The 18427-nt window shown below is 50.5% G+C and carries 15 protein-coding genes; 4 read left to right on the top strand and 11 right to left on the bottom strand.

The features are described 5' to 3' along the window. Positions 1-18 precede the first annotated feature (18 nt). The 7 genes from ACOTSW_RS11630 to hutU all read right to left on the bottom strand — a co-directional run bounded on the left by ACOTSW_RS11630 (position 19) and on the right by hutU (position 11416). Positions 19-1671, bottom strand: a complete 1653-nt coding sequence (locus ACOTSW_RS11630) for a diguanylate cyclase (protein WP_423679253.1) — start codon at positions 1669-1671, stop codon at positions 19-21. Further along, complete coding sequence (locus ACOTSW_RS11625; RefSeq protein ID WP_423679252.1) at positions 1672-2064, bottom strand: response regulator; 393 nt, start codon at positions 2062-2064, stop codon at positions 1672-1674. A gap of 50 nt (positions 2065-2114) precedes the next feature. Then, on the bottom strand, positions 2115-5837 hold the full coding sequence (locus tag ACOTSW_RS11620; protein WP_423679251.1) for a DUF748 domain-containing protein: 3723 nt from the start codon (positions 5835-5837) through the stop codon (positions 2115-2117). 345 nt (positions 5838-6182) lie between these two features. Then, positions 6183-7397, bottom strand: coding sequence for an imidazolonepropionase (gene hutI, locus ACOTSW_RS11615; RefSeq protein ID WP_423679250.1), 1215 nt, complete (start codon positions 7395-7397; stop codon positions 6183-6185). Continuing rightward, a complete protein-coding gene (locus ACOTSW_RS11610; RefSeq protein ID WP_423679249.1) occupies positions 7397-8029 on the bottom strand; it encodes a HutD family protein in 633 nt (210 codons plus the stop codon). Before ACOTSW_RS11610 ends, hutI begins: the two co-directional genes overlap by 1 nt. A 3-nt stretch (positions 8030-8032) precedes the next feature. Continuing rightward, positions 8033-9586 carry a histidine ammonia-lyase gene (hutH, locus tag ACOTSW_RS11605; RefSeq protein WP_423679248.1) on the bottom strand — a complete coding sequence of 518 codons (1554 nt, stop codon included), beginning with the start codon at positions 9584-9586 and terminating at the stop codon, positions 8033-8035. A gap of 126 nt (positions 9587-9712) precedes the next feature. Next, positions 9713-11416 (bottom strand): urocanate hydratase, encoded by a 1704-nt coding sequence (gene hutU, locus ACOTSW_RS11600; RefSeq protein WP_423679247.1) that lies wholly within the window; start codon positions 11414-11416, stop codon positions 9713-9715. A 172-nt stretch (positions 11417-11588) separates the two neighbouring features. On the opposite strand from hutU, the gene hutC reads away from it, so the two are divergent. The 4 genes from hutC (at position 11589) to ACOTSW_RS11580 (ending at position 13594) form a co-directional block, all read left to right on the top strand. After that, positions 11589-12299: a histidine utilization repressor gene (hutC, locus tag ACOTSW_RS11595; RefSeq protein ID WP_423679246.1), complete on the top strand. Its 711-nt coding sequence runs from the start codon at positions 11589-11591 to the stop codon at positions 12297-12299. Positions 12300-12447: 148 nt separating this feature from the next. Beyond that, on the top strand, positions 12448-12645 hold the full coding sequence (locus ACOTSW_RS11590) for a hypothetical protein (RefSeq protein ID WP_186883234.1): 198 nt from the start codon (positions 12448-12450) through the stop codon (positions 12643-12645). Between the two features lie 33 nt (positions 12646-12678). Further along, positions 12679-13356, top strand: a complete 678-nt coding sequence (locus ACOTSW_RS11585) for a DUF2242 domain-containing protein (protein ID WP_423679245.1) — start codon at positions 12679-12681, stop codon at positions 13354-13356. A 19-nt stretch (positions 13357-13375) separates the two neighbouring features. Next, positions 13376-13594: a DUF3820 family protein gene (locus tag ACOTSW_RS11580; RefSeq protein WP_423682302.1), complete on the top strand. Its 219-nt coding sequence runs from the start codon at positions 13376-13378 to the stop codon at positions 13592-13594. 160 nt (positions 13595-13754) lie between these two features. On the opposite strand, the gene ACOTSW_RS11575 is transcribed toward ACOTSW_RS11580, so the two are convergent. The 4 genes from ACOTSW_RS11575 to ACOTSW_RS11560 all read right to left on the bottom strand — a co-directional run bounded on the left by ACOTSW_RS11575 (position 13755) and on the right by ACOTSW_RS11560 (position 18362). Beyond that, positions 13755-14567, bottom strand: coding sequence for an SAM-dependent methyltransferase (locus tag ACOTSW_RS11575; protein ID WP_423679244.1), 813 nt, complete (start codon positions 14565-14567; stop codon positions 13755-13757). A 6-nt stretch (positions 14568-14573) separates the two neighbouring features. Beyond that, positions 14574-15926 (bottom strand): GGDEF domain-containing protein, encoded by a 1353-nt coding sequence (locus tag ACOTSW_RS11570; protein WP_423679243.1) that lies wholly within the window; start codon positions 15924-15926, stop codon positions 14574-14576. A gap of 425 nt (positions 15927-16351) precedes the next feature. Next, positions 16352-16567 carry a hypothetical protein gene (locus ACOTSW_RS11565; RefSeq protein WP_423679242.1) on the bottom strand — a complete coding sequence of 72 codons (216 nt, stop codon included), beginning with the start codon at positions 16565-16567 and terminating at the stop codon, positions 16352-16354. A gap of 88 nt (positions 16568-16655) precedes the next feature. Further along, positions 16656-18362 carry a M14 family zinc carboxypeptidase gene (locus tag ACOTSW_RS11560; protein ID WP_423679241.1) on the bottom strand — a complete coding sequence of 569 codons (1707 nt, stop codon included), beginning with the start codon at positions 18360-18362 and terminating at the stop codon, positions 16656-16658. Positions 18363-18427: the final 65 nt, after the last annotated feature.

Below are 18427 nucleotides of genomic sequence, written 5' to 3'. Positions count from 1 at the left end.
ACCTCCGCTATGCAGGTCTCAGGCGATCGTGATGCAATTGCGTCCGCTTTGTTTGGAGACATACATCGCTGCGTCGGCGGCATCAAACAAGGTATCGACATCGCCACATAACTCCAGGTCGGCGATACCGGCAGAAAACGTCGAAGAAAATTCCTTGCTTTCTGAATGCTGAAGAATTTTCGCAAAAGCAACACGGACCTGATCCAGTACACGGCGTGCGGTACTCGCATCGGTATGCGGAAAAATAACAGCAAACTCTTCCCCACCGTAACGTCCGACAATATCAGTGCGGCGCAGACGCTGACGCAGCAAACGTGCCAGTGTCCGCAGTACGTGGTCGCCGGCAGCATGCCCGTGCATATCGTTGACTTGCTTGAAATAGTCGATATCAATCATCGCCAGTGCCAGCGGCGTCGCATTACGATGCGCCTGCAAAATCTCGGCTGCAAGGTGCTCCTTGATCGCAGTATGGTTATATAAGCCGGTCAGGCCATCGCGCATAATCAGCGCACGCAGGGAACGATAGCGCTCGGCTCGGGTGGACAGCGAGGAAATCAGGTAATCCGGCGCAACCGGTTTGGTAATGAAATCATCCGCACCAGCACGCACGGCTTCCAACTGCTTCTGCGGATCGGCTTCGCTGGATAAAAAGACGATAGGCACATCCACATACGAATTATCCTGACGGATCAGTTGCGACAACTCTATCCCGCTGCACAGCGGCATGTAGACATCCAGCAGCAATAGCTCAGGACGGAAATCTGTCATGACAGATAACATCCGGGTCGGCTCATTGAGCAACTGCACGATCATGCCGGCATTACGCAAAATCGCGCCGTAATAGTTCGCCGTCACCACATCATCATCGACGATCAGTACCCGGTAACCGTTAGTTTCATCCCGCTGCAGGATCGTGTCGATTCTTTCAGTCAGCTCGACCACATCAACCGGCTTCGTAAAATAGCCGTCGCCTCCGGCATGCACGGCCAGTAAGCGTGATTCAAAGCTGCTGGATTTCGAAATGAAAATCGTCGGAATACGCAGACGTTGCAACTGTGCGACTTTTTTTATTTCTTCCACCCCACCGGTGCCATCTTCAGCAGACCCCATATCAATCACGATCGCATCCGGGCGCCGGCGCGCCACTGCCAACACCAGATCTTTCGGTTGTGCGATGCAGACGGTTTCGTAACCGAAATGCTCTAATTGTGTCGTGATTTCCTGATTTTGCCGGCAGTCCTGATTGACCAGACAAATCAGCCGCGACTGGTTCTCCGGCGAAGCTGGTTCGGTCAAACCAGGAGCCAAGGCGTCACTCAGTGTATTTTCTTTATTCAGGTTATTCAGAGCGGCAGCAAAATAGTCGCGGACATCGCGGGCATAATCGTCGAGTTCAGTCTGACTCCACTCTGCGCCAGTTAATAAAGGTTTCAGACGGGATTCGAACACGCGGGCCTGCACACCCAGTTCTTCAAAACCAAAAGTACCGGCGGAACCTGCCATCGTATGCAAATGACGATGCAAGGCAGCCAGCGACTCTTTGTCATGGGGATTGTGTACATACTGACCTAATGCTCCCGTGATTTCATCAAACCGGGAGGGTAATTTCTGCAAAAAAACTTCTTCTAATTTACGCAATTTTTCTTGCAGACTATCCATTTTTTCGGACATTTACTTTCTTTCCTGCCAGAGCTTGGCAACCTGCGCGGACAATTCCATAGGATCAAACGGTTTCGCAATCACACCAATGGCACCTAAGGAATAATATAGTTCCAATTCATAGGTCTGCACTTTGGCCGTCATAAAAACAACTGGTGTCGTCGCCGTCGCCGGTAACCGACGTAACTCAGCCAATGTCGTTGGCCCGTCCATATTCGGCATCATCACATCGAGCAAAAGCAAATCCGGTACAAACCCTGCATTCACCTCAGACAATGCCTGACTGCCGGAACTGCAAGTCTTCAGCACAAAGCCACCAACAACCTCAAGGGCAATCTGCGCCACCGTCTGTATATCGGGGTCATCCTCAACATACAAAATGTTGACCAGGTTTGCAGATGTCATACCCACTCCTTCAGCAAAATTAATACTCAGATTACTCAGTTCAGATCCGCTTACTTCAATGAAAAATCAACGCGATTAGGAGCACCTTTATCTTTGATGCCATCCGCATTGAGTTTGGGTGCAATCAGGAACATACGCTCACGCCCGACCTGTGCCACGTCTTCGAGATAATCGCGCACGGCATCAGCACGTCTTTGTGCCAGTTCCCGCAAATCATCGGTATCGACTGTCAGATTTTGCAATAACAATTGCTCCGCTTCTGCATCCGGCAGTGTTTTTGCTAATCCCAGCATATTCCGTGGCTTGGTGAATTTGGCCGCATCATATAAAGCTTGCAGAAACTTATGTCGTTCGTCTGCGGTCAGCGTCAGTGATTCTGATTTGATACCGCGGTTTTTCCGCCCCAGTTCGCGCCATTTGGCCTCACGCAGGCGGCTTTCCAGCATTTCACGTTTTACACCTTCCGTATCACTTTTGACTTCGACACGACCGGTGATATCTAGACGCAGGCTGGCACGCTCCTTCAGTGCTTTTGCCAGATGATCGAGTTTTTCAGTGGCTGCCGGCGTCAAGGCTGCACTGCCGGGATTGAATTCGAGATACGCCAGCTCTTCACCGCCACCGCCAAATATCGAACCAAGCAAAGCAAACGGAGAAGTCACCGCCTTGGTAATGATGTTCACAAACACTTTAAAAATAATGCTGCCGACAGAAAACTGCGGATCAGATAAAGAGCCTGAGATCGGCAAATTGATCGTGATCCGGCCCTGATTGTCACGCAACAGAGCCACCGCCAGCATGACCGGCAATTTGGTCGCACTCGGACTATCCACCCTTTCACCAAACGTCAGTTGATCCAGCCTGAGCTCATTTTCTGCAGTCAGTTGCTGATTTTCTATCTTATAACTGGCCTGCGCCGATAACTTGCCTTTTTCTATCGCGTAACCGGCATATTTTGCGGCATATGGCGTCAGCTTGGTCAACTCGATACCATTCGCGCTGCCTTTAATATCCAGAAATACCGGTGTCGATAAGGGATTCATGCTGCCTGAGATCAGCAAAGGTGCGTCATCATCCACTTTGCCATTCAGCTCCACCGTTGCCACTTGTGGGTTGTCGGATGAAATCGTCCCTATGCTGCCGCTGATGCCAGTCAGATTCGCATGGTAATTCGGCTGTATGAAATTGTCCGTGAAATTGACATTACCGCCGGTAATCACGGTTTGCCCTATACGCATAATGACCGATGACGGAGTTCCCGTCACAGGCAATTTCTGGGTGACGGTATTTTTACCGGCAAGAACGGCGCTGCTCTTCGCAGTTATTTCTTTCGGTGTTGCTGCTGCATTAACAGGTGTATCTTTCGCAGCTTTACTGACCAGAATATTCTGCAAATTCAGGCGTGCCTTGTCCGACAAGACCAGGCGTGCAAAAAAATCATTCAGGCTCAGTTTTTTGACATCAATCAGTTGCTGGGATTTTCCGATTTTTGCATGCATGCCTTCGGCTGAAATCGCTTTCCAGTCAAGAAAATCCTCGTCTGTTCCATTTTCAAATATCTGAAAATTATTCAGACTCAGCATGCCGTCGTAATCAATCTGACGGTCAGCTTCCAGTACATTTGTCAGCACCAGCTTCCCCTTAGCCGTGCCACCACCTTTTACGATCTGCACATTCAGAAATTGTGAAAAATACGAAGATAGTCGCGCAATCGGCAAACTCTCGGTATCCAGATTCACATTCACTTTTTTCATGCCAGCGGAACTGTTGCCGTCCAGATTCAGCTTCGCACGCCGGTTCAGCTTCGATTGCAGACGGAAACTGACGTCTTTAGAGAAATCACTGCTCAGTTGCGCCAGATTCAGGTTGATGCTGTTCAGGTTTAATTTCACTTCCGGAGTAACCGACTGATCAAGAAAATCGATTTCACTGTTTTTCAGATCAAATTGATTCAGGCTGATTTTCCACGGCGCAGCTGCTGTGCTTTTAGCAGGTGGCAATTCAGCGTTGGCAGTTCTGACGACGTTGCCTTTGCTCGCAGAGGAAGCTGACTCAGGCAACCAGCTCTGCATCAGCATCGCCGCCGATTTATCGCGCCGGATATCGGCCCGCAAACCATCAAATTCGACGGTTCCCATCTGTATCGTGCGGTTTGCGGAGTTAAGTAATGATTTATTCAGCGCAAAAGATTTGAGCGCAATGCTACCGTCACTGGCTTTCCCCTTTAGCAGGAGATCACGCAGTCTGAGTGACAAATCACTGAGCTGAAATTCGCCGGCCTTCAGGCTAACGCCGGATTCCGCATCCAGTTTGCCACTGACGTTCGCCTTCAAAAACGGGTTCAGAAAAGCCTGATAATTGGCGAGCGCCACATCGCTGATCTCAAGCTTGCCATTCAGCGTAGAGGAAAAAATCTGCAATTGCCCGTCAAACCCGATTTTTTCATCGGCTTTTGTTTCCAGGCTCAGTTTCAGTTGCGCTGGCTTGACGTCTTTTGCGGTCGATAACTGCTGCGCATTCAAGCTGATGTTTTGCAATTCCAGTTTTTGTTCTGGTCTGGCATGCACGGCGTCAGAAAAGTGTATCTGTCCATTCGTCACCTGCAGATCCTGCACCTGCACGAGTGGCAACGGTGCCGGGTTTGCTGTCGCTGTTGCCGCCGTCACCACTGGTGTGGTTGTGGACGTTTTTCCGGCTACAGCAGTCGTTGCCACCCCTGATTTACCAACGGGCGCGGCTTGCAGATTCGCCCAGTTCAGGCCATGCTGCGCATCAAAATCCAGCCATACCTGTGGTGCACTCAGAATCAATTGTTGCAATTCTGTCGCTGCCGTCATCAGATTCATCTGACGTATCCGCGCCTGCAACCCCTCCAGCTTCAGCAAAGGCTGGCTTTGTTTATCTTTCAGGAATACATCGTGTAAACGCACATCGCCAGACAGAAAAATTTCTGTCTGCTTTTTCTGACTGAAGGTCAGATTAAGCTTGCTGCTCAGCCTGGCGCTCTCAACCTGCACCGGCAGGGCAACCGGGACATAAGGCGTCAGCTGTGCCAGATCTAATTGATCGAAATCGATCGCCAGCGTGCTTTCATGGGTTGCAGAAAATGGCTTGGCGCGCGCCTGCAAAGAAAAATCCGCACCGTTGAAATGCGCTGATAACCTGGGTTCGACAAAACTGTCAGCCTGTTTCGGGAAATTGGAAATGAAAGGTAAGCCTACCTGCAAGTATGTCAGTTTAAATTGCTTACCGAAGACCTGGTCATCAAAGACGATAGTGCCTTTGCTGATCTGTATATTCGCAACAGAAAAACGCAGCGGCGCATCACTTTTCGGTGAGGCTGCAATTTTATCGAGCACATCGCTGACGTTATAGCGGCTAGGCTGAGCCGCGCTGTAACGCACCAGATGCACATCCGGCGCGGTCAGGAAAAGCTCGTCAAGCACCAGTGCTCGGTGAAATAAAGATGTGATGGATAAATTGACCCTGAGTTCCTGCGCTGATACGGCAGGCGTTTTCTGATCGGCTTCGTAAAGACGGATATCGGTCGCCGTCAGCGCCAGCGAAAACGGAGAAAAACTGATCGTCCCGATGTCCAGCTTACGGCCGGTCTGTTGCTGTACCTGCTCTATCGCGATACGCTTTACAAGAACCGGAAGAAATAGATAGCTGAGTAACACCAACAGCGCGACAAATACCACTGCCCCGGCAAGCCTGTGCCCTGGGCGCCAGCGCTGAAAACGGGACGGAAAAGAAATAAGCGGTAATGGCACTGTGAACCTCTGAGCGTAGGTAAAAATGAAGCAATAAGCCTCTGCAGAGCCTCATTTTTGAATTGAATATTATTTTTCCAGCATTATACTTCCCGCTCTGCGCCTGAGCGGACAAAACCCGGGCTGCGCGGGTTAAATAATGTGTCAAAAGATTACCAGCGTGTGTTCAGAATCAGTGAATATTGACGCGGATCTGAAACAGATTCTGCATAAGCGCGGCAGACTTTGTTATCAGGAACTAACGATGGGTATCGGTCAGTCGCGGACTGCGCACCGGATGCCTGACGTACTCCCCTGCCAGGACACATCTTACTTTGACCATCAACTATCTCGCTGGTGAGTCTCTCAGATTCCGACCGTGCGACCGCCGAAAACTCTGCCCCGCAGCGGATTGGCGCCGATGTGATAGGCCAGATCAGCCGGTCGCTGTATCTGCCACAAAATAAAATCGGCTATTTTTCCGACTTCTAATGTTCCGCTGACGTCTGCCATACCCAATGCCTGTGCCGCATGACAGGTGACGCCCTGCAGGGCTTCCAGCGGTGTCAAACGAAACAGGGTACAGCCCATATTCATGGCCAGTAACAGCGAAGTCATGGGCGATGTGCCGGGGTTGCAATCGGTCGCCACGGCGATCTTCACACCGGCAGCACGTAACGCCTGCACCGGAGGCAATTGCGTTTCACGTAAAAAGTAAAAAGCACCGGGCAGCAACACGGCGACCGTACCGCTGGCGGCCATCGCAGCGATCCCTGCGTCCGACAGATATTCCAGATGATCCGCCGAAAGCCCCTGATAACGCGCAGTTAAGGCCGCCCCACCCTGATCGCATAATTGCTCTGCATGGAGTTTCACCGGCAAACCGAGTGCTTGCGCAGCCATAAATACCCGCTCAGTCTGCGCCGGAGAGAAACCGATTTTTTCACAAAACACATCAGCAGCATCCACCAAACCTTCAGCCACCAGCGCCGGTAACATTTGCTCGCACACCAGCGTGATGTAATCGTCTGGCCGACCGGCATATTCCGGTGGTAAGGCGTGCGCTCCCAGAAAAGTGGTCTTGACGCGAACCGGAAACTCACGTCCTATGCGCCGCGCGACACGCAGCAGCCGCGCTTCACTAGGTAAATCCAGACCATAGCCGGACTTGATCTCCAGCGTGGTCACACCTTCACTGAGCAATGCGCGCAGACGTGGCAGGGTCGCTTGCAATAATTCATCTTCGGTCGCAGCTCTGGTCGCCCTGACGGTGGAGAGAATGCCGCCCCCCTGCCTTGCAATGGTTTCATAACAGACGCCATTCAGGCGCGCTTCAAACTCATCGCTGCGGTTACCGGCGTATACCAGATGCGTATGGCAATCGGTCAGCCCCGGCGTGACCCAGCAGCCAGCGCCATCATGCTGAGTTGTGACCGAATAATTTGCAGGCAAGGTATTGCGCTCACCCAGCCAGACGATCTTGCCGTCACGAACAGCAAGCGCTGCATCATTGATCTCGCCATAGCCATTTGTCATGGTCGCGAGGTGGATGTTGATCCACAAACTGTCCCAGTGCGACATCAGTCCGCCCCTTTATCGAGAAATTCAAGCGTGATCAGAAACAGGATGGCGCCCTCATCGGCAGTCAGCTCCAGTGCTATGCCTGATGCAGGATGGGTTTCGTTCAACAGCATAAGATCGCCGCTGCAAAATACTTCCTCCGCTGTTTCTGGCGTTGTCAGGCGGGCATTGCCAGCAACGCAGTACAGCAAGATTTGCCGGGCACCCTGCGCATCAATATGATAATGGCCGCTTAATAGCTTACGCATCGTATGAGTACAAACATCGCGGCGCGTCATCATGTTCAGATCCGACACGCTGCTCTCTGCCAATTCAGCCGCTACCTCGAGCTCGCCTGTAAAGCAATACGGTGCGCTGTTTTGCGTCAGATGCACCGCACCCGATGGTGTAGTTCCCTGCTCAGCCTTCGTATGCAAAATCAAAGCTGCGCCAGACAACACGGCTAGCGTTCTGTCTATGCCGGGGAAGCTGGAAAACGGCCCATCAACCGCTACCTGCGCCGCACTCAGACGCCAGATGAAATTATCCAGATCGGCACCAGCCGGAAAAATCGCCAGCTCCGTCGTGCTGCCGCCGCCATTTTTCCAGGGCATCGTCTGGTAATCGCTCTCCGACCAACGCTGCATCAACATACGTCATGCCAGATATAAATGCTGATACAAATGCTGATACAAATGCTGGCATTCAGCGCTGATGCGGCCAGAGACCACCAGTTCTTTAGCGGCCTCAATGTCGGGTGCGAAAAAACGGTCCTTGTCATAGAACGCAACTTGATCCCGCAAGGTCTGATGCACCTGAGCCAGCAAAGACGAGGTCTTCAGTGGCGCGTGGAAATCCACGCCTTGCGCCGCCGCCAGCAATTCAATCCCGACAATGGTCGCTGTATTTTGTGCCATTTCATGCAGGCGACGTGCGCCATAGGTCGCCATACTGACGTGATCTTCCTGATTAGCCGAGGTCGGAATCGAATCGACGCTGGACGGATGCGCGTGCGATTTGTTTTCGGAAGCCAGCGCAGCTGCTGTCACATGCGCGATCATGAAACCAGAATTCAGACCTGATGATGGCACCAGAAATGGTGGCAAACCAGATAAGGAGGCATCGATCAGCAAGGCAATCCGACGTTCGGAAATAGCACCGATTTCAGCAATGGCGAGCGCCAGCGTATCGGCTGCAAATGCAACCGGCTCAGCATGAAAATTTCCACCGGAGATGACTTCGCCGGTGTCGACAAATACCAGCGGATTATCGGTCACGGCATTCGCTTCGATCAGCAAAGTGCGCGCTGCGTTATTGATGATATCGAGGCAGGCACCCATGACCTGAGGCTGACAGCGCAGGCAATATGGGTCTTGTACGCGCTCATCGTTGACCAGATGGGATTGACGGATTTCGCTACCGACCAGAAGCTTACGATAAATTTCTGCCGTTGCCATCTGCCCCGGCTGACCACGACTGCTGTGTATGCGAGGATCAAACGGTGCATCGCTGCCTTTGGCCGCATCGACCGACAAAGCGCCGGTAATGGTCGCAGCTTCCAGCAAACGTTCCGCCATGAATAAGCCATGCAGGGCGAGCGCCGTTGATACCTGCGTACCGTTAATCAGCGCCAGTCCTTCTTTTGCGGCCAGCACCACCGGCGTGATGCCGGCATCCGCCAGCGCCTGTTTAGCCGGTAGCAGTCTGCCGTTGACGCGCACATCGCCTTCGCCCAGCAGCGCCAGCGTCATGTGCGATAACGGTGCCAGATCACCCGAAGCACCGACCGAGCCTTTGACGGGGATGGTCGGCATAATGCCAGCGTTGAGCATGGCGATCATGGTATCGATCACCACTGCGCGGATGCCAGAGACACCGCGTGCCAGGCTGGCGATTTTCATTGCCAGGATCAAGCGCACGACCTCATCGGCAATCAATTCGCCCGAACCCACCGAGTGCGACAAAATCAGATTGCGTTGTAAAAGTTCAAGCTGATCGTCTGGTATCCGGGTTTTCGCGAGTTTGCCAAAGCCGGTATTGATGCCGTATGCGGCATCACCTTTGGCAACGATTTTTTGTATCATTTCTGACGATGCGTGTATCGCCGGATACGCAGACGCAACCAGCTTTAGCGGCGTCGGACTGATCCAGATGCGACGCAAATCCGACAAGGTGAATTCGCCAGGATATATCTCAAGATGCTTGCTCATTTCTTTTTTGCTTTCTTAATAGGATGTCGCAATGGATTGTCTCAATGCCTGTGCGCCTCTTCAGGCATTTTTGCGCCAGGAAGCCCGTAATACGAGGGCATTTTCTTGTCAATTCAGACGATCTGCTTATTTAAGCATCGGTAAGTTCAGACCTTCGCGCTTAGCACAGGCTACGGCTTCTTCGTAACCCGCATCGGCATGACGCATCACACCGGAACCGCAATCGTTGACCAGTACGCGCGCCAGACGTTTCGCGGCGGCATCCGACCCGTCAGCCACAATCACCATACCGGAATGCTGCGAATAACCCATGCCTACGCCGCCACCATGATGCAAAGAAACCCAGCTGGCGCCACCGGCGGTATTCAGTAAGGCATTCAACAAAGGCCAGTCAGAGACGGCATCGGTGCCATCCCGCATCCCTTCGGTTTCGCGATTCGGGCTGGCGACCGAACCGGTATCGAGATGATCACGACCGATCACGACCGGCGCTTTGAGCTCGCCGTTTTTGACCATTTCATTAAAGGCCAGCCCGGCGATATGACGTTCGCCCAGACCTAGCCAGCAGATACGTGCCGGCAGGCCCTGAAACGCGATACGTTCACCCGCCATGTCCAGCCATTTATGCACGCCTTTATTGTGTGGGAATAATTCCTTGATTTTGGCGTCGGTTTTACGGATATCTTCCGGATCACCCGACAAAGCCACCCAGCGGAATGGGCCTTTGCCGTCGCAGAACAGCGGACGGATATAGGCCGGTACAAAGCCGGGGAAATCGAAGGCATTTTTTACGCCGGTATCGAATGCAACCTGACGGATATTATTGCCATAGTCAACAGTAGGGATGCCCATCGCATGGAAATCCAGCATAGCCTGTACATGCACCGCACAAGCCTGAGCCGCATCTGCAGTCAGCTTCGCGTGTTGCGATGAATCGTGCTGAGCAGTTTTCCACTGCTCCACGCTCCAGCCTATCGGCAGGTAACCATTGATCAGATCATGGGCCGAAGTCTGGTCAGTCACCAGATCCGGCTTCATGCCGCCCGCTTTAGCGCGCTTAACCAGTTCAGGCAGAATTTCAGCAGCATTGCCGAGCAAGGCGATAGAAACCGCTTCTTTACGTTCGCAGTGATGCTGTATCAATGCCAGCGCATCGTCCAGGTCCTTCGCTTGTTTATCGACATAACGGGTACGCAGACGGAAGTCGATACTACTTTGCTGGCATTCGATATTCAGCGAAACTGCTCCGGCGAAGCTGGCCGCTAATGGCTGAGCGCCACCCATGCCGCCGAGGCCAGCGGTCAGTATCCAGCGCCCGCCCCAGTCGCCGTTGTAATGCTGACGTCCGGCTTCGGCGAAGGTTTCATACGTTCCCTGCACGATGCCCTGAGTGCCAATGTAAATCCAGCTGCCTGCGGTCATCTGGCCATACATAAACAGACCTTTGCGGTCGAGTTCATTGAAGTGTTCCCAGTTGGCCCATTTCGGTACCAGATTGGAATTCGCGATCAGTACGCGTGGCGCATCTTCATGGGTCTGAAATACACCGACCGGTTTGCCTGACTGTATCAACAGGGTTTCATTGGCTTCCAGCGCTTTGAGCGAAGCCAGAATCTGGTCATAGCATTCCCAGTTACGCGCAGCGCGACCGATGCCGCCATACACCACCAGATGCTTAGGGTTTTCAGCAACGGCCGGGTCCAGGTTATTTTGTATCATGCGATAAGCCGCCTCAGCCACCCAGGTTTTACAAACCTTCTCTGCACCATGCGGTGCGTGAATAACACGGCTGGCATCCCAGCGCGGATCGTTTTGAAGAATATCGGACATACGGTGTCTCCTGATCTCAGATGATGTGCGGAAAATATCGCCGGACATTGTGTGCAGGGTGCGACGCATACCCGCGTCGCCCCATTTGTTTTTTTGAGTTTAAGTTGTATATACAACTTTTGCAAGCGGATTTTTAGTGAGACAATAGCGTCATCATTTCAGCAGGAATCCCGTGCCAAAAGTACAAGTCAATGTCCCCGCTTTCCAGACGATAAAAAATTACTTATTGAAAGAAATTCAGTCAGGCACCTGGAAAGAAGGCGATGTAATCCCATCCGAAGCTACGCTGGCAGAGCAATTTGGCGTTTCGCGTATGACCGTCAACCGCGCGGTACGCGAACTGACCAGCGAACAGATCCTGCACAGAATTCAGGGCTCGGGCACCTATGTCGCGCAGCAGAAATACCAGGCGACGCTGGTGGAAATCAAAAGCATCGCCGAAGAGATCCGTTCTCGTGGACACGCGCACCGCAGCGAGTTACATCTGTTAAAAGAAGTTCCGGCGAACGAGCAACTTGCGCATGAATTCCAGGTCAAACCCGGGCATCGCCTGTTTCATTCAGTCATCGTCCACTTTGAAGACAACGTTGCGATTCAGGTCGAAGACCGCTGGGTCAATTCCAGTGTTGCACCCGACTATCAGCAACAGGACTTCACCAGTATGACGCCGAATGAATATCTGGTTGCAGTAGCACCGCTGCAGGGCGTCGATTACCGTATAGAAGCAATGATGCCGTCAAAACAAATTGCAGCCATGTTAAAGATTGAAGTCAAGGATACTTGTCTGGTTTTGCACAGAAAAACCCGTTCCAAGGGAAAGATTGCAACTGTTGTCACAATGTGGCACCCAGGAAAACGCTACCAGTTTACAGGCAGTTTCTAATGACAAAATGACCGAACACGTCATCGAAAAACCGCGCTGACACGATGCAAAACCGGACTGATACGTTACGACATGATCTGGTAACAGTCTTGTAACAACGCTTGTACTGCCAAGCAGTTAAAATGCAGGCTGAATGAAGGAAAACACCATGGCAAAAAAGAATGAACTTGATCCGGAAACCGAAGCACTGATTGCATGGTGCACAGAAGTCGAAGGTTTTTTAGTCGCTGGCGGTGCGACCATCGCACAGGCACAGGATCATATAGAAGAGCAAATTGAGTGGTTCACCGATTTGTTTTTTGATGGTTTAAGTCCGGAAGAAGCAGCAAAAGAGGCGCTCGCTTGAGGATAAATCATAGTAAAACCAGCCTCTGCTCACATGAAGTTTAGATTAAAAATGCGTCGTTTATTTTTATACTTGTCAGTCGCACTGTCACTGAATCTGGTCAGTGCCTGCTCTGCCACTAAATCTCCGGCACAGCAACATGAAGAGTTCGGTGCCAGTGGAGTATTTACGCGCAGCTTTCCAGGTACTGAACAGTCTGCGTGTGAAGCCGCCCGGCGAGCGTTGCTGAGTCAGGGATACGTGATCAGTGACTGGAAGCCTTCGATCCTCAAAGGTCGTCGTAAATACCAGCACGATGCCGAGGTCCATGCTGAAATCGAATTCAATGTCGTTTGCGTCGCCAACAGCCTGGGCAGCAACAGCACGACCATCTTCGCCAACGCCGTACGTGATCGATATTCGCTGAAAAAGAGTAACACCTCGGCCAGTATCGGCGTCAGCGCGATAGGTTCCGTATCCCTACCGTTCGGTACGACAGATGATGCGATGGTTAAAGTCGCCAGTGAGACGATACCGACCGGTCAGTTTTATAACCAGTTTTTTGATCTGGTCGAACGTTATCTCGATAGCGTGCAAACACCGGCTGAAGCTGAGACAGAAAAAAAGGAAAGCGTAGCCGTTAAAGCGATACTGCCTGAACAGTCTTCCGCTCCGGATCAGGCGGGCAAAGAAATGAATAAATCAGACGCCGATAAGAATGCCGGGAATTAAGCTGCCTTTTGAAAAACCCATGCAGGCAGATGACCTACAACGATTGCTGACGCTGAAAATGCCTTACGGTAAATATGAAGGCCGGTATATTGCCGATTTACCGGGGCATTATCTGGGCTGGTTTGCGCGTGAAGGTTTTCCAAAAGGAGAGATAGGCAGATTATTGGAACTGATGTACGAGATTGACCATAATAATCTCAGGGAACTGCTGAATCCTCTGCGGCAAGCAACAAAATAAACAACGCGACCCAGACTACGTTGCAGCAATATTCGTCAACACCGTCGTTCTATTCATATCATGCCAGCATGCACAGACAAATTAAAACTGGCGAACAAAAAAAGCGGCGCAATTGATTTGTGCTGCTTTTTTATTTCAGTAAAAACAGTACAGCTAAAGCTCAGGCAAGTATGGTACCTGACAAGGCTCGCAACTGATCGACGACATCGTGATCAATCTGCATCTTTTTTGCAGCCGGAATCACCAGCGTGGTGATCTGCTTGAGTGCCGCCTGTGGCAATTCACAGAGACGAATTTTATCCGCTCTGGTCTGCTCCAGCGGGTGGGTAGCAGCCTCATAAAAAATCACCTCATGATCAGGCGAATATGTTTTCATGAGTTTATTCACGATAATCTGTAAATGCGCAGGTTCTGTTTCAAAACGTTTGAGTGTCAGATCGCCAGCAATACCAATCTGCCACAAAATCAGCAAAGCCGTCGGATCAATCTGACGCTGATAAATCATAAATTGCGTGGCTTCCATCGACTGCATGCCGACGGTTCCCGGGTCGATTCCTAGATCGGCAACCAGACAATCCAGCGCAGAGATACCCGGCTCCATATGCGCTTCAAAACCCTCCTGCCGCGCGTCAGCAATTGCCATGTGTGAGATGCAGGCGAAAATACCGGGATGCCCATAAAATGCCGCGCAGACTTTTTTCCCCCGCCGGACTTCATGCAAAATCGTATCAGCCATACGACGATAAGTATCCCGCCGGGTCTTGCCATCGACTTTCGTATCGTCGTAGTGATCTAATAAACAGACATACTCTTTCGCCACACCTTGCAACCATTTGCGGGTGAACATGTTAGGAACGGCAGCGATCACTACGTCAAATGATTCGATATAGCTTTTTGCCAACGGCGTCAATTGTCCCGCCATGCGCATACCAGTGCCAACACACACTAATTTTCCTGCTTTTTTATGTGACATTGAATTTTATGAAAATACGGAAACGCGATTACGCCCATCTGCTTTGGATTGATACAACGCTTTATCGGCTGCTTGCATCAGTTCTAGGAAACCATCAATACCAGCAGCAGCGTTAACCGTCATTGTTGCCACGCCAAAGCTTGCACTTAAAGGAAAATGGATACCACGGGATTCGGTGTCTATCATATTGATCACGTGTCGGCAGCGCTCTGCAAGTTGTACGCCGGCTTCCTGCTCAGTCGCGGGTAAAAAAATAGCAAATTCCTCGCCTCCGATACGCCCGAAAACATCATTTTTTCGCAATACGCTTGCAACAGCCTGACTCACACTTTTTAACACCCAGTCACCGGCAGCATGACCGCAAGTGTCATTCACATTTTTAAAAAAATCCATATCGAACAATATCAGAGTGACTGCGGCGGTACGATGCTGAACACCTGCCTCAGCCACACTCATAAAGTGAGAACGATTGCTGATCTGCGTCAACCCATCCAGCTCTGCATGACGTTTGAAAATATTTTTCTGTCTGATAACTTTCCACAACCAGACGCCCAGCACACAAATAAAACACAGTACCAAGGCGATAATCAGCAACAGATTCTGATTGCTCTTTTTCTCTAATTTTTTTTCAACATCGAGAATTTTGTTTTTCTGTTCGAGTACCAGCATTTGATTTGCTTTGTCCTGAATCTCGAACTTAACACGCTGGTAAGCAAGATTTTTCTGCAACTGTTGATCAAGCAGTTTATTTTTTAAAGTCAGCGCGGTGTCAGCATACTCCAGCGCGGCGAAATACTGCCCCTGCGATCGTTTGATATCCGCCATAATTTCACTGGCTTTTTCCAGTAAAAGAACGACATTTTCTTTTTTTGCCCGGGCATATGCGTTTAAACCGTATAACTCAGCCTGCTGTGTTTTTCCCGTTTTTAGATAAGCTTTTGCAAGTGCCGTTTCCAGCTGTATCAAGTAATCAGAACTCTGACTATTTTTTTTTAACTCTTCAAGCAAAGGTATTCCGGATTTGATACCCAGAGCATAATTACCAGATTCAATCACATCAATATTGGCAATTGTTTTAATCAAAAGCGAAATGAAAAATAGCTTTTGCTGGTCACAAGTCGCGATGGCACTGTTCAACAGTGCGTTAGCTTTTTCACGATGCCCCATTAAAAAACTGATTTCAACCTGATCACCGATCCCCAGACAGCTTGCGGAACTTGGAATTTCATTCAGATCCAGCTCAGGCAGACGCAGCGCATATTCCATCGACTCCTCATATGCACGCAATGAATTCAGGATAGTAATCGCTGATTGCAAGACATCAATCTTGGCATTTTTATTTTTCAGCTTAGGCAGCATTACTATGCTCTGATTCATATAATTCAGCGCATTTTCGTACTCACCCAAATTGATGTAACCATCCGATAGCTGGTATAAGAATCGGGCACGATAATCGATATCAGAAATACCTGGGATAACGGACTGAACAAATTCAACACGCTCGCGATGTTTTCCGAGAAAACCGAGCGCCGACGCGCGTAAAAGATAAAATCTATTTCTTTGTTCAGTAGAAAAAGTCTTCTGCTGCGACGTCAGCTCGTCTAATTTCCTGAGCGACTCACCCGGGGAATTGAGTAAGCTCCGGGAGACAATTTTTAACAACGTATCGTTTTTTTCTTCGGTGCCAGCCAGACTGGATTGCGAACATAATGAGATGAGCAGCGTTACGCCGAATAATAAAAACCTCGTAAATGCCTTCATTATTGCGCACGCCGCTAAACACATCAGTGGGTAGTTTCAACTGTCTGGAGCGTGGGCAGGTTCGCCACATCAATCCCGATCACCTTGGCCACTCTGGATTTATCACCTGAAAGCAGCGCATTCTTTTCCTCTTCATTTAAGCCAAAACTATCCATTGCAGCGACAGGGTTGGCAGCAAATGCTTCACGTGCTTCAGCGTTTTGATCCAGATAATTCAGATAGTCCAGCAGTTTTGACATAGAGATTCTCAGATGAAAATTAACAACATTACTTCGAAGAAAACATTCTATTCGGTTTCATCTGAAATGTAAGCAAAAGTTACCGACATTAGATTATCCGCAACACCGGATAACAACGCCATTCTGGTTCTCTGTAGCGCTCGCAATGCGTGAAAATAAAATCGAGTACTGCTTCCTGATTATTCAGCAACTCGGGATGGCCCTGCTTCCAGGCATCAAACAAAGCCAGAGTAGCCGGTTCGTCGCGCAGGATTTCTGCCGCGGTATCTTCAAAGACGTAATCGGAATACGCCTCCTTTTTTTCCAACACACTGTTGAAGAATCCCCAGCGGAAAAAGCTGTCATGCGCTTGTGGCTCCAGTGTTTCCATCACATACCGTGCCTGTGGCTGATTAAGATCAATCAGGTAGTCACCGGGTACAGCCTGCACTGTCTGCTGATGGCTGACGAGCGTCAGCTGGTCGTGAAACAGATGCCCCTCATACGCGTTCGGACGCGACTGCACAGATTCAATCCGGTAAGTCTGTGCTTCAAGCATCTGTACTTTTTCGACGCGCTGCATCTGCACACCATTCCATTGCAGTCGCTCGATCACCGCGCGCCATGCTTGTGGCACCAGATAGGCTTTGGGACGAGTAACAGTCACATCACTGACAAAGTGATTAAAGTAAGGAATCGGCTTTTCCCACGGCTGACTGCGGTCATAGGCTAAACGCGTGTAATGACCGATCACACTGGGACGATATACCGCCTGATAACCTTTAAAGAGAAAACTGGAAGCATGGTTACGATCTACCTTCCAGCTGACTGCAGTATGAGTGCTGCTTGCTGCAGCCTGTCTGGCCTGCGCTCTCAGCGTTTGTATCTGTGCTGCATTGGCAATGGTGAAGTCCAGCACGGTTTCGACCAGTGCCCGCATCGATGCGTAGCGGTCAGCGAACGGTTTCAGCATGTGCGTCTCAGGCATAAAACCTATCGTGTGATGCAGCGCGGCGTAACCTGTGGAAAAGCGCGGCGTTTCCAGAAAATCTTCGATGCCGTGATCCGGAATATCCTGCACAGGATTCACATATGGGCATGTTGGCCAGCCGCGTTCGTTCATCTGTGTATAAATTGCAGGTAACATCGTCTCGCGCAAAAAATCACCGAGCCCATTTCCCAGCTTATCGGCCTGGGTTTGTATCAGCGTCATGGTGTACTGGTAATCTGCGCCGTTCGACGTATGCGTATCGACCATCACATCCGGGCTCCAGGCACTGAAGAAACGGTTAAAGACCTGCGCATTCAGACTATCGCATTTAATGAAATCACGGTTGAGATCGAGATGCAGACTGTTACCGCGAAAGCCGAACATTTCCGGGCCATCCTGATTCACCCGCGACGTATTCTGACGATTGACGCAGCCATCAACGTTATATACCGGGATAAACAAAAACACGGTTCGCCCTAATGCCGCCAGACGTTCTGGCTGCAGACAAAAGTCACGCACCAGCGCCATACAGCCGTCAATTCCTTCCGGTTCCCCCGGATGAATACCATTGTTATTAAAAAAGACGGGGCGGCCTTCACTTTGTAATTGTTTACGATCAAACACACCATCTGCAGTCACAATACCCGCATGAATAGGTCTTCCTGCATCGGATTTACCGATCTCAAAAAACTGTAAGGTACGGGGAAATTCAACAGCAAGTCGCTGATAGAATTGTATGCACTCGTCCCAACTGGCTGTCTGATTCTGATTACCGGTTTCATAGGGCGTTAAGAACTGCGGTGCAAGCGTAGGCGTCGTGCTCATGTTCAGGGCTTCTGCAAAGTGGAGTGAGACAACGATTTTAGCTTACATTCAGTTTTACAAAAACC

Source organism: Undibacterium sp. WLHG33, assembly GCF_049544815.1.
GTDB lineage: Bacteria > Pseudomonadota > Gammaproteobacteria > Burkholderiales > Burkholderiaceae_D > Undibacterium.
Note: the sequence above shows the minus strand (reverse complement) of the source record. Positions and strands in the feature narration are given on the sequence as shown.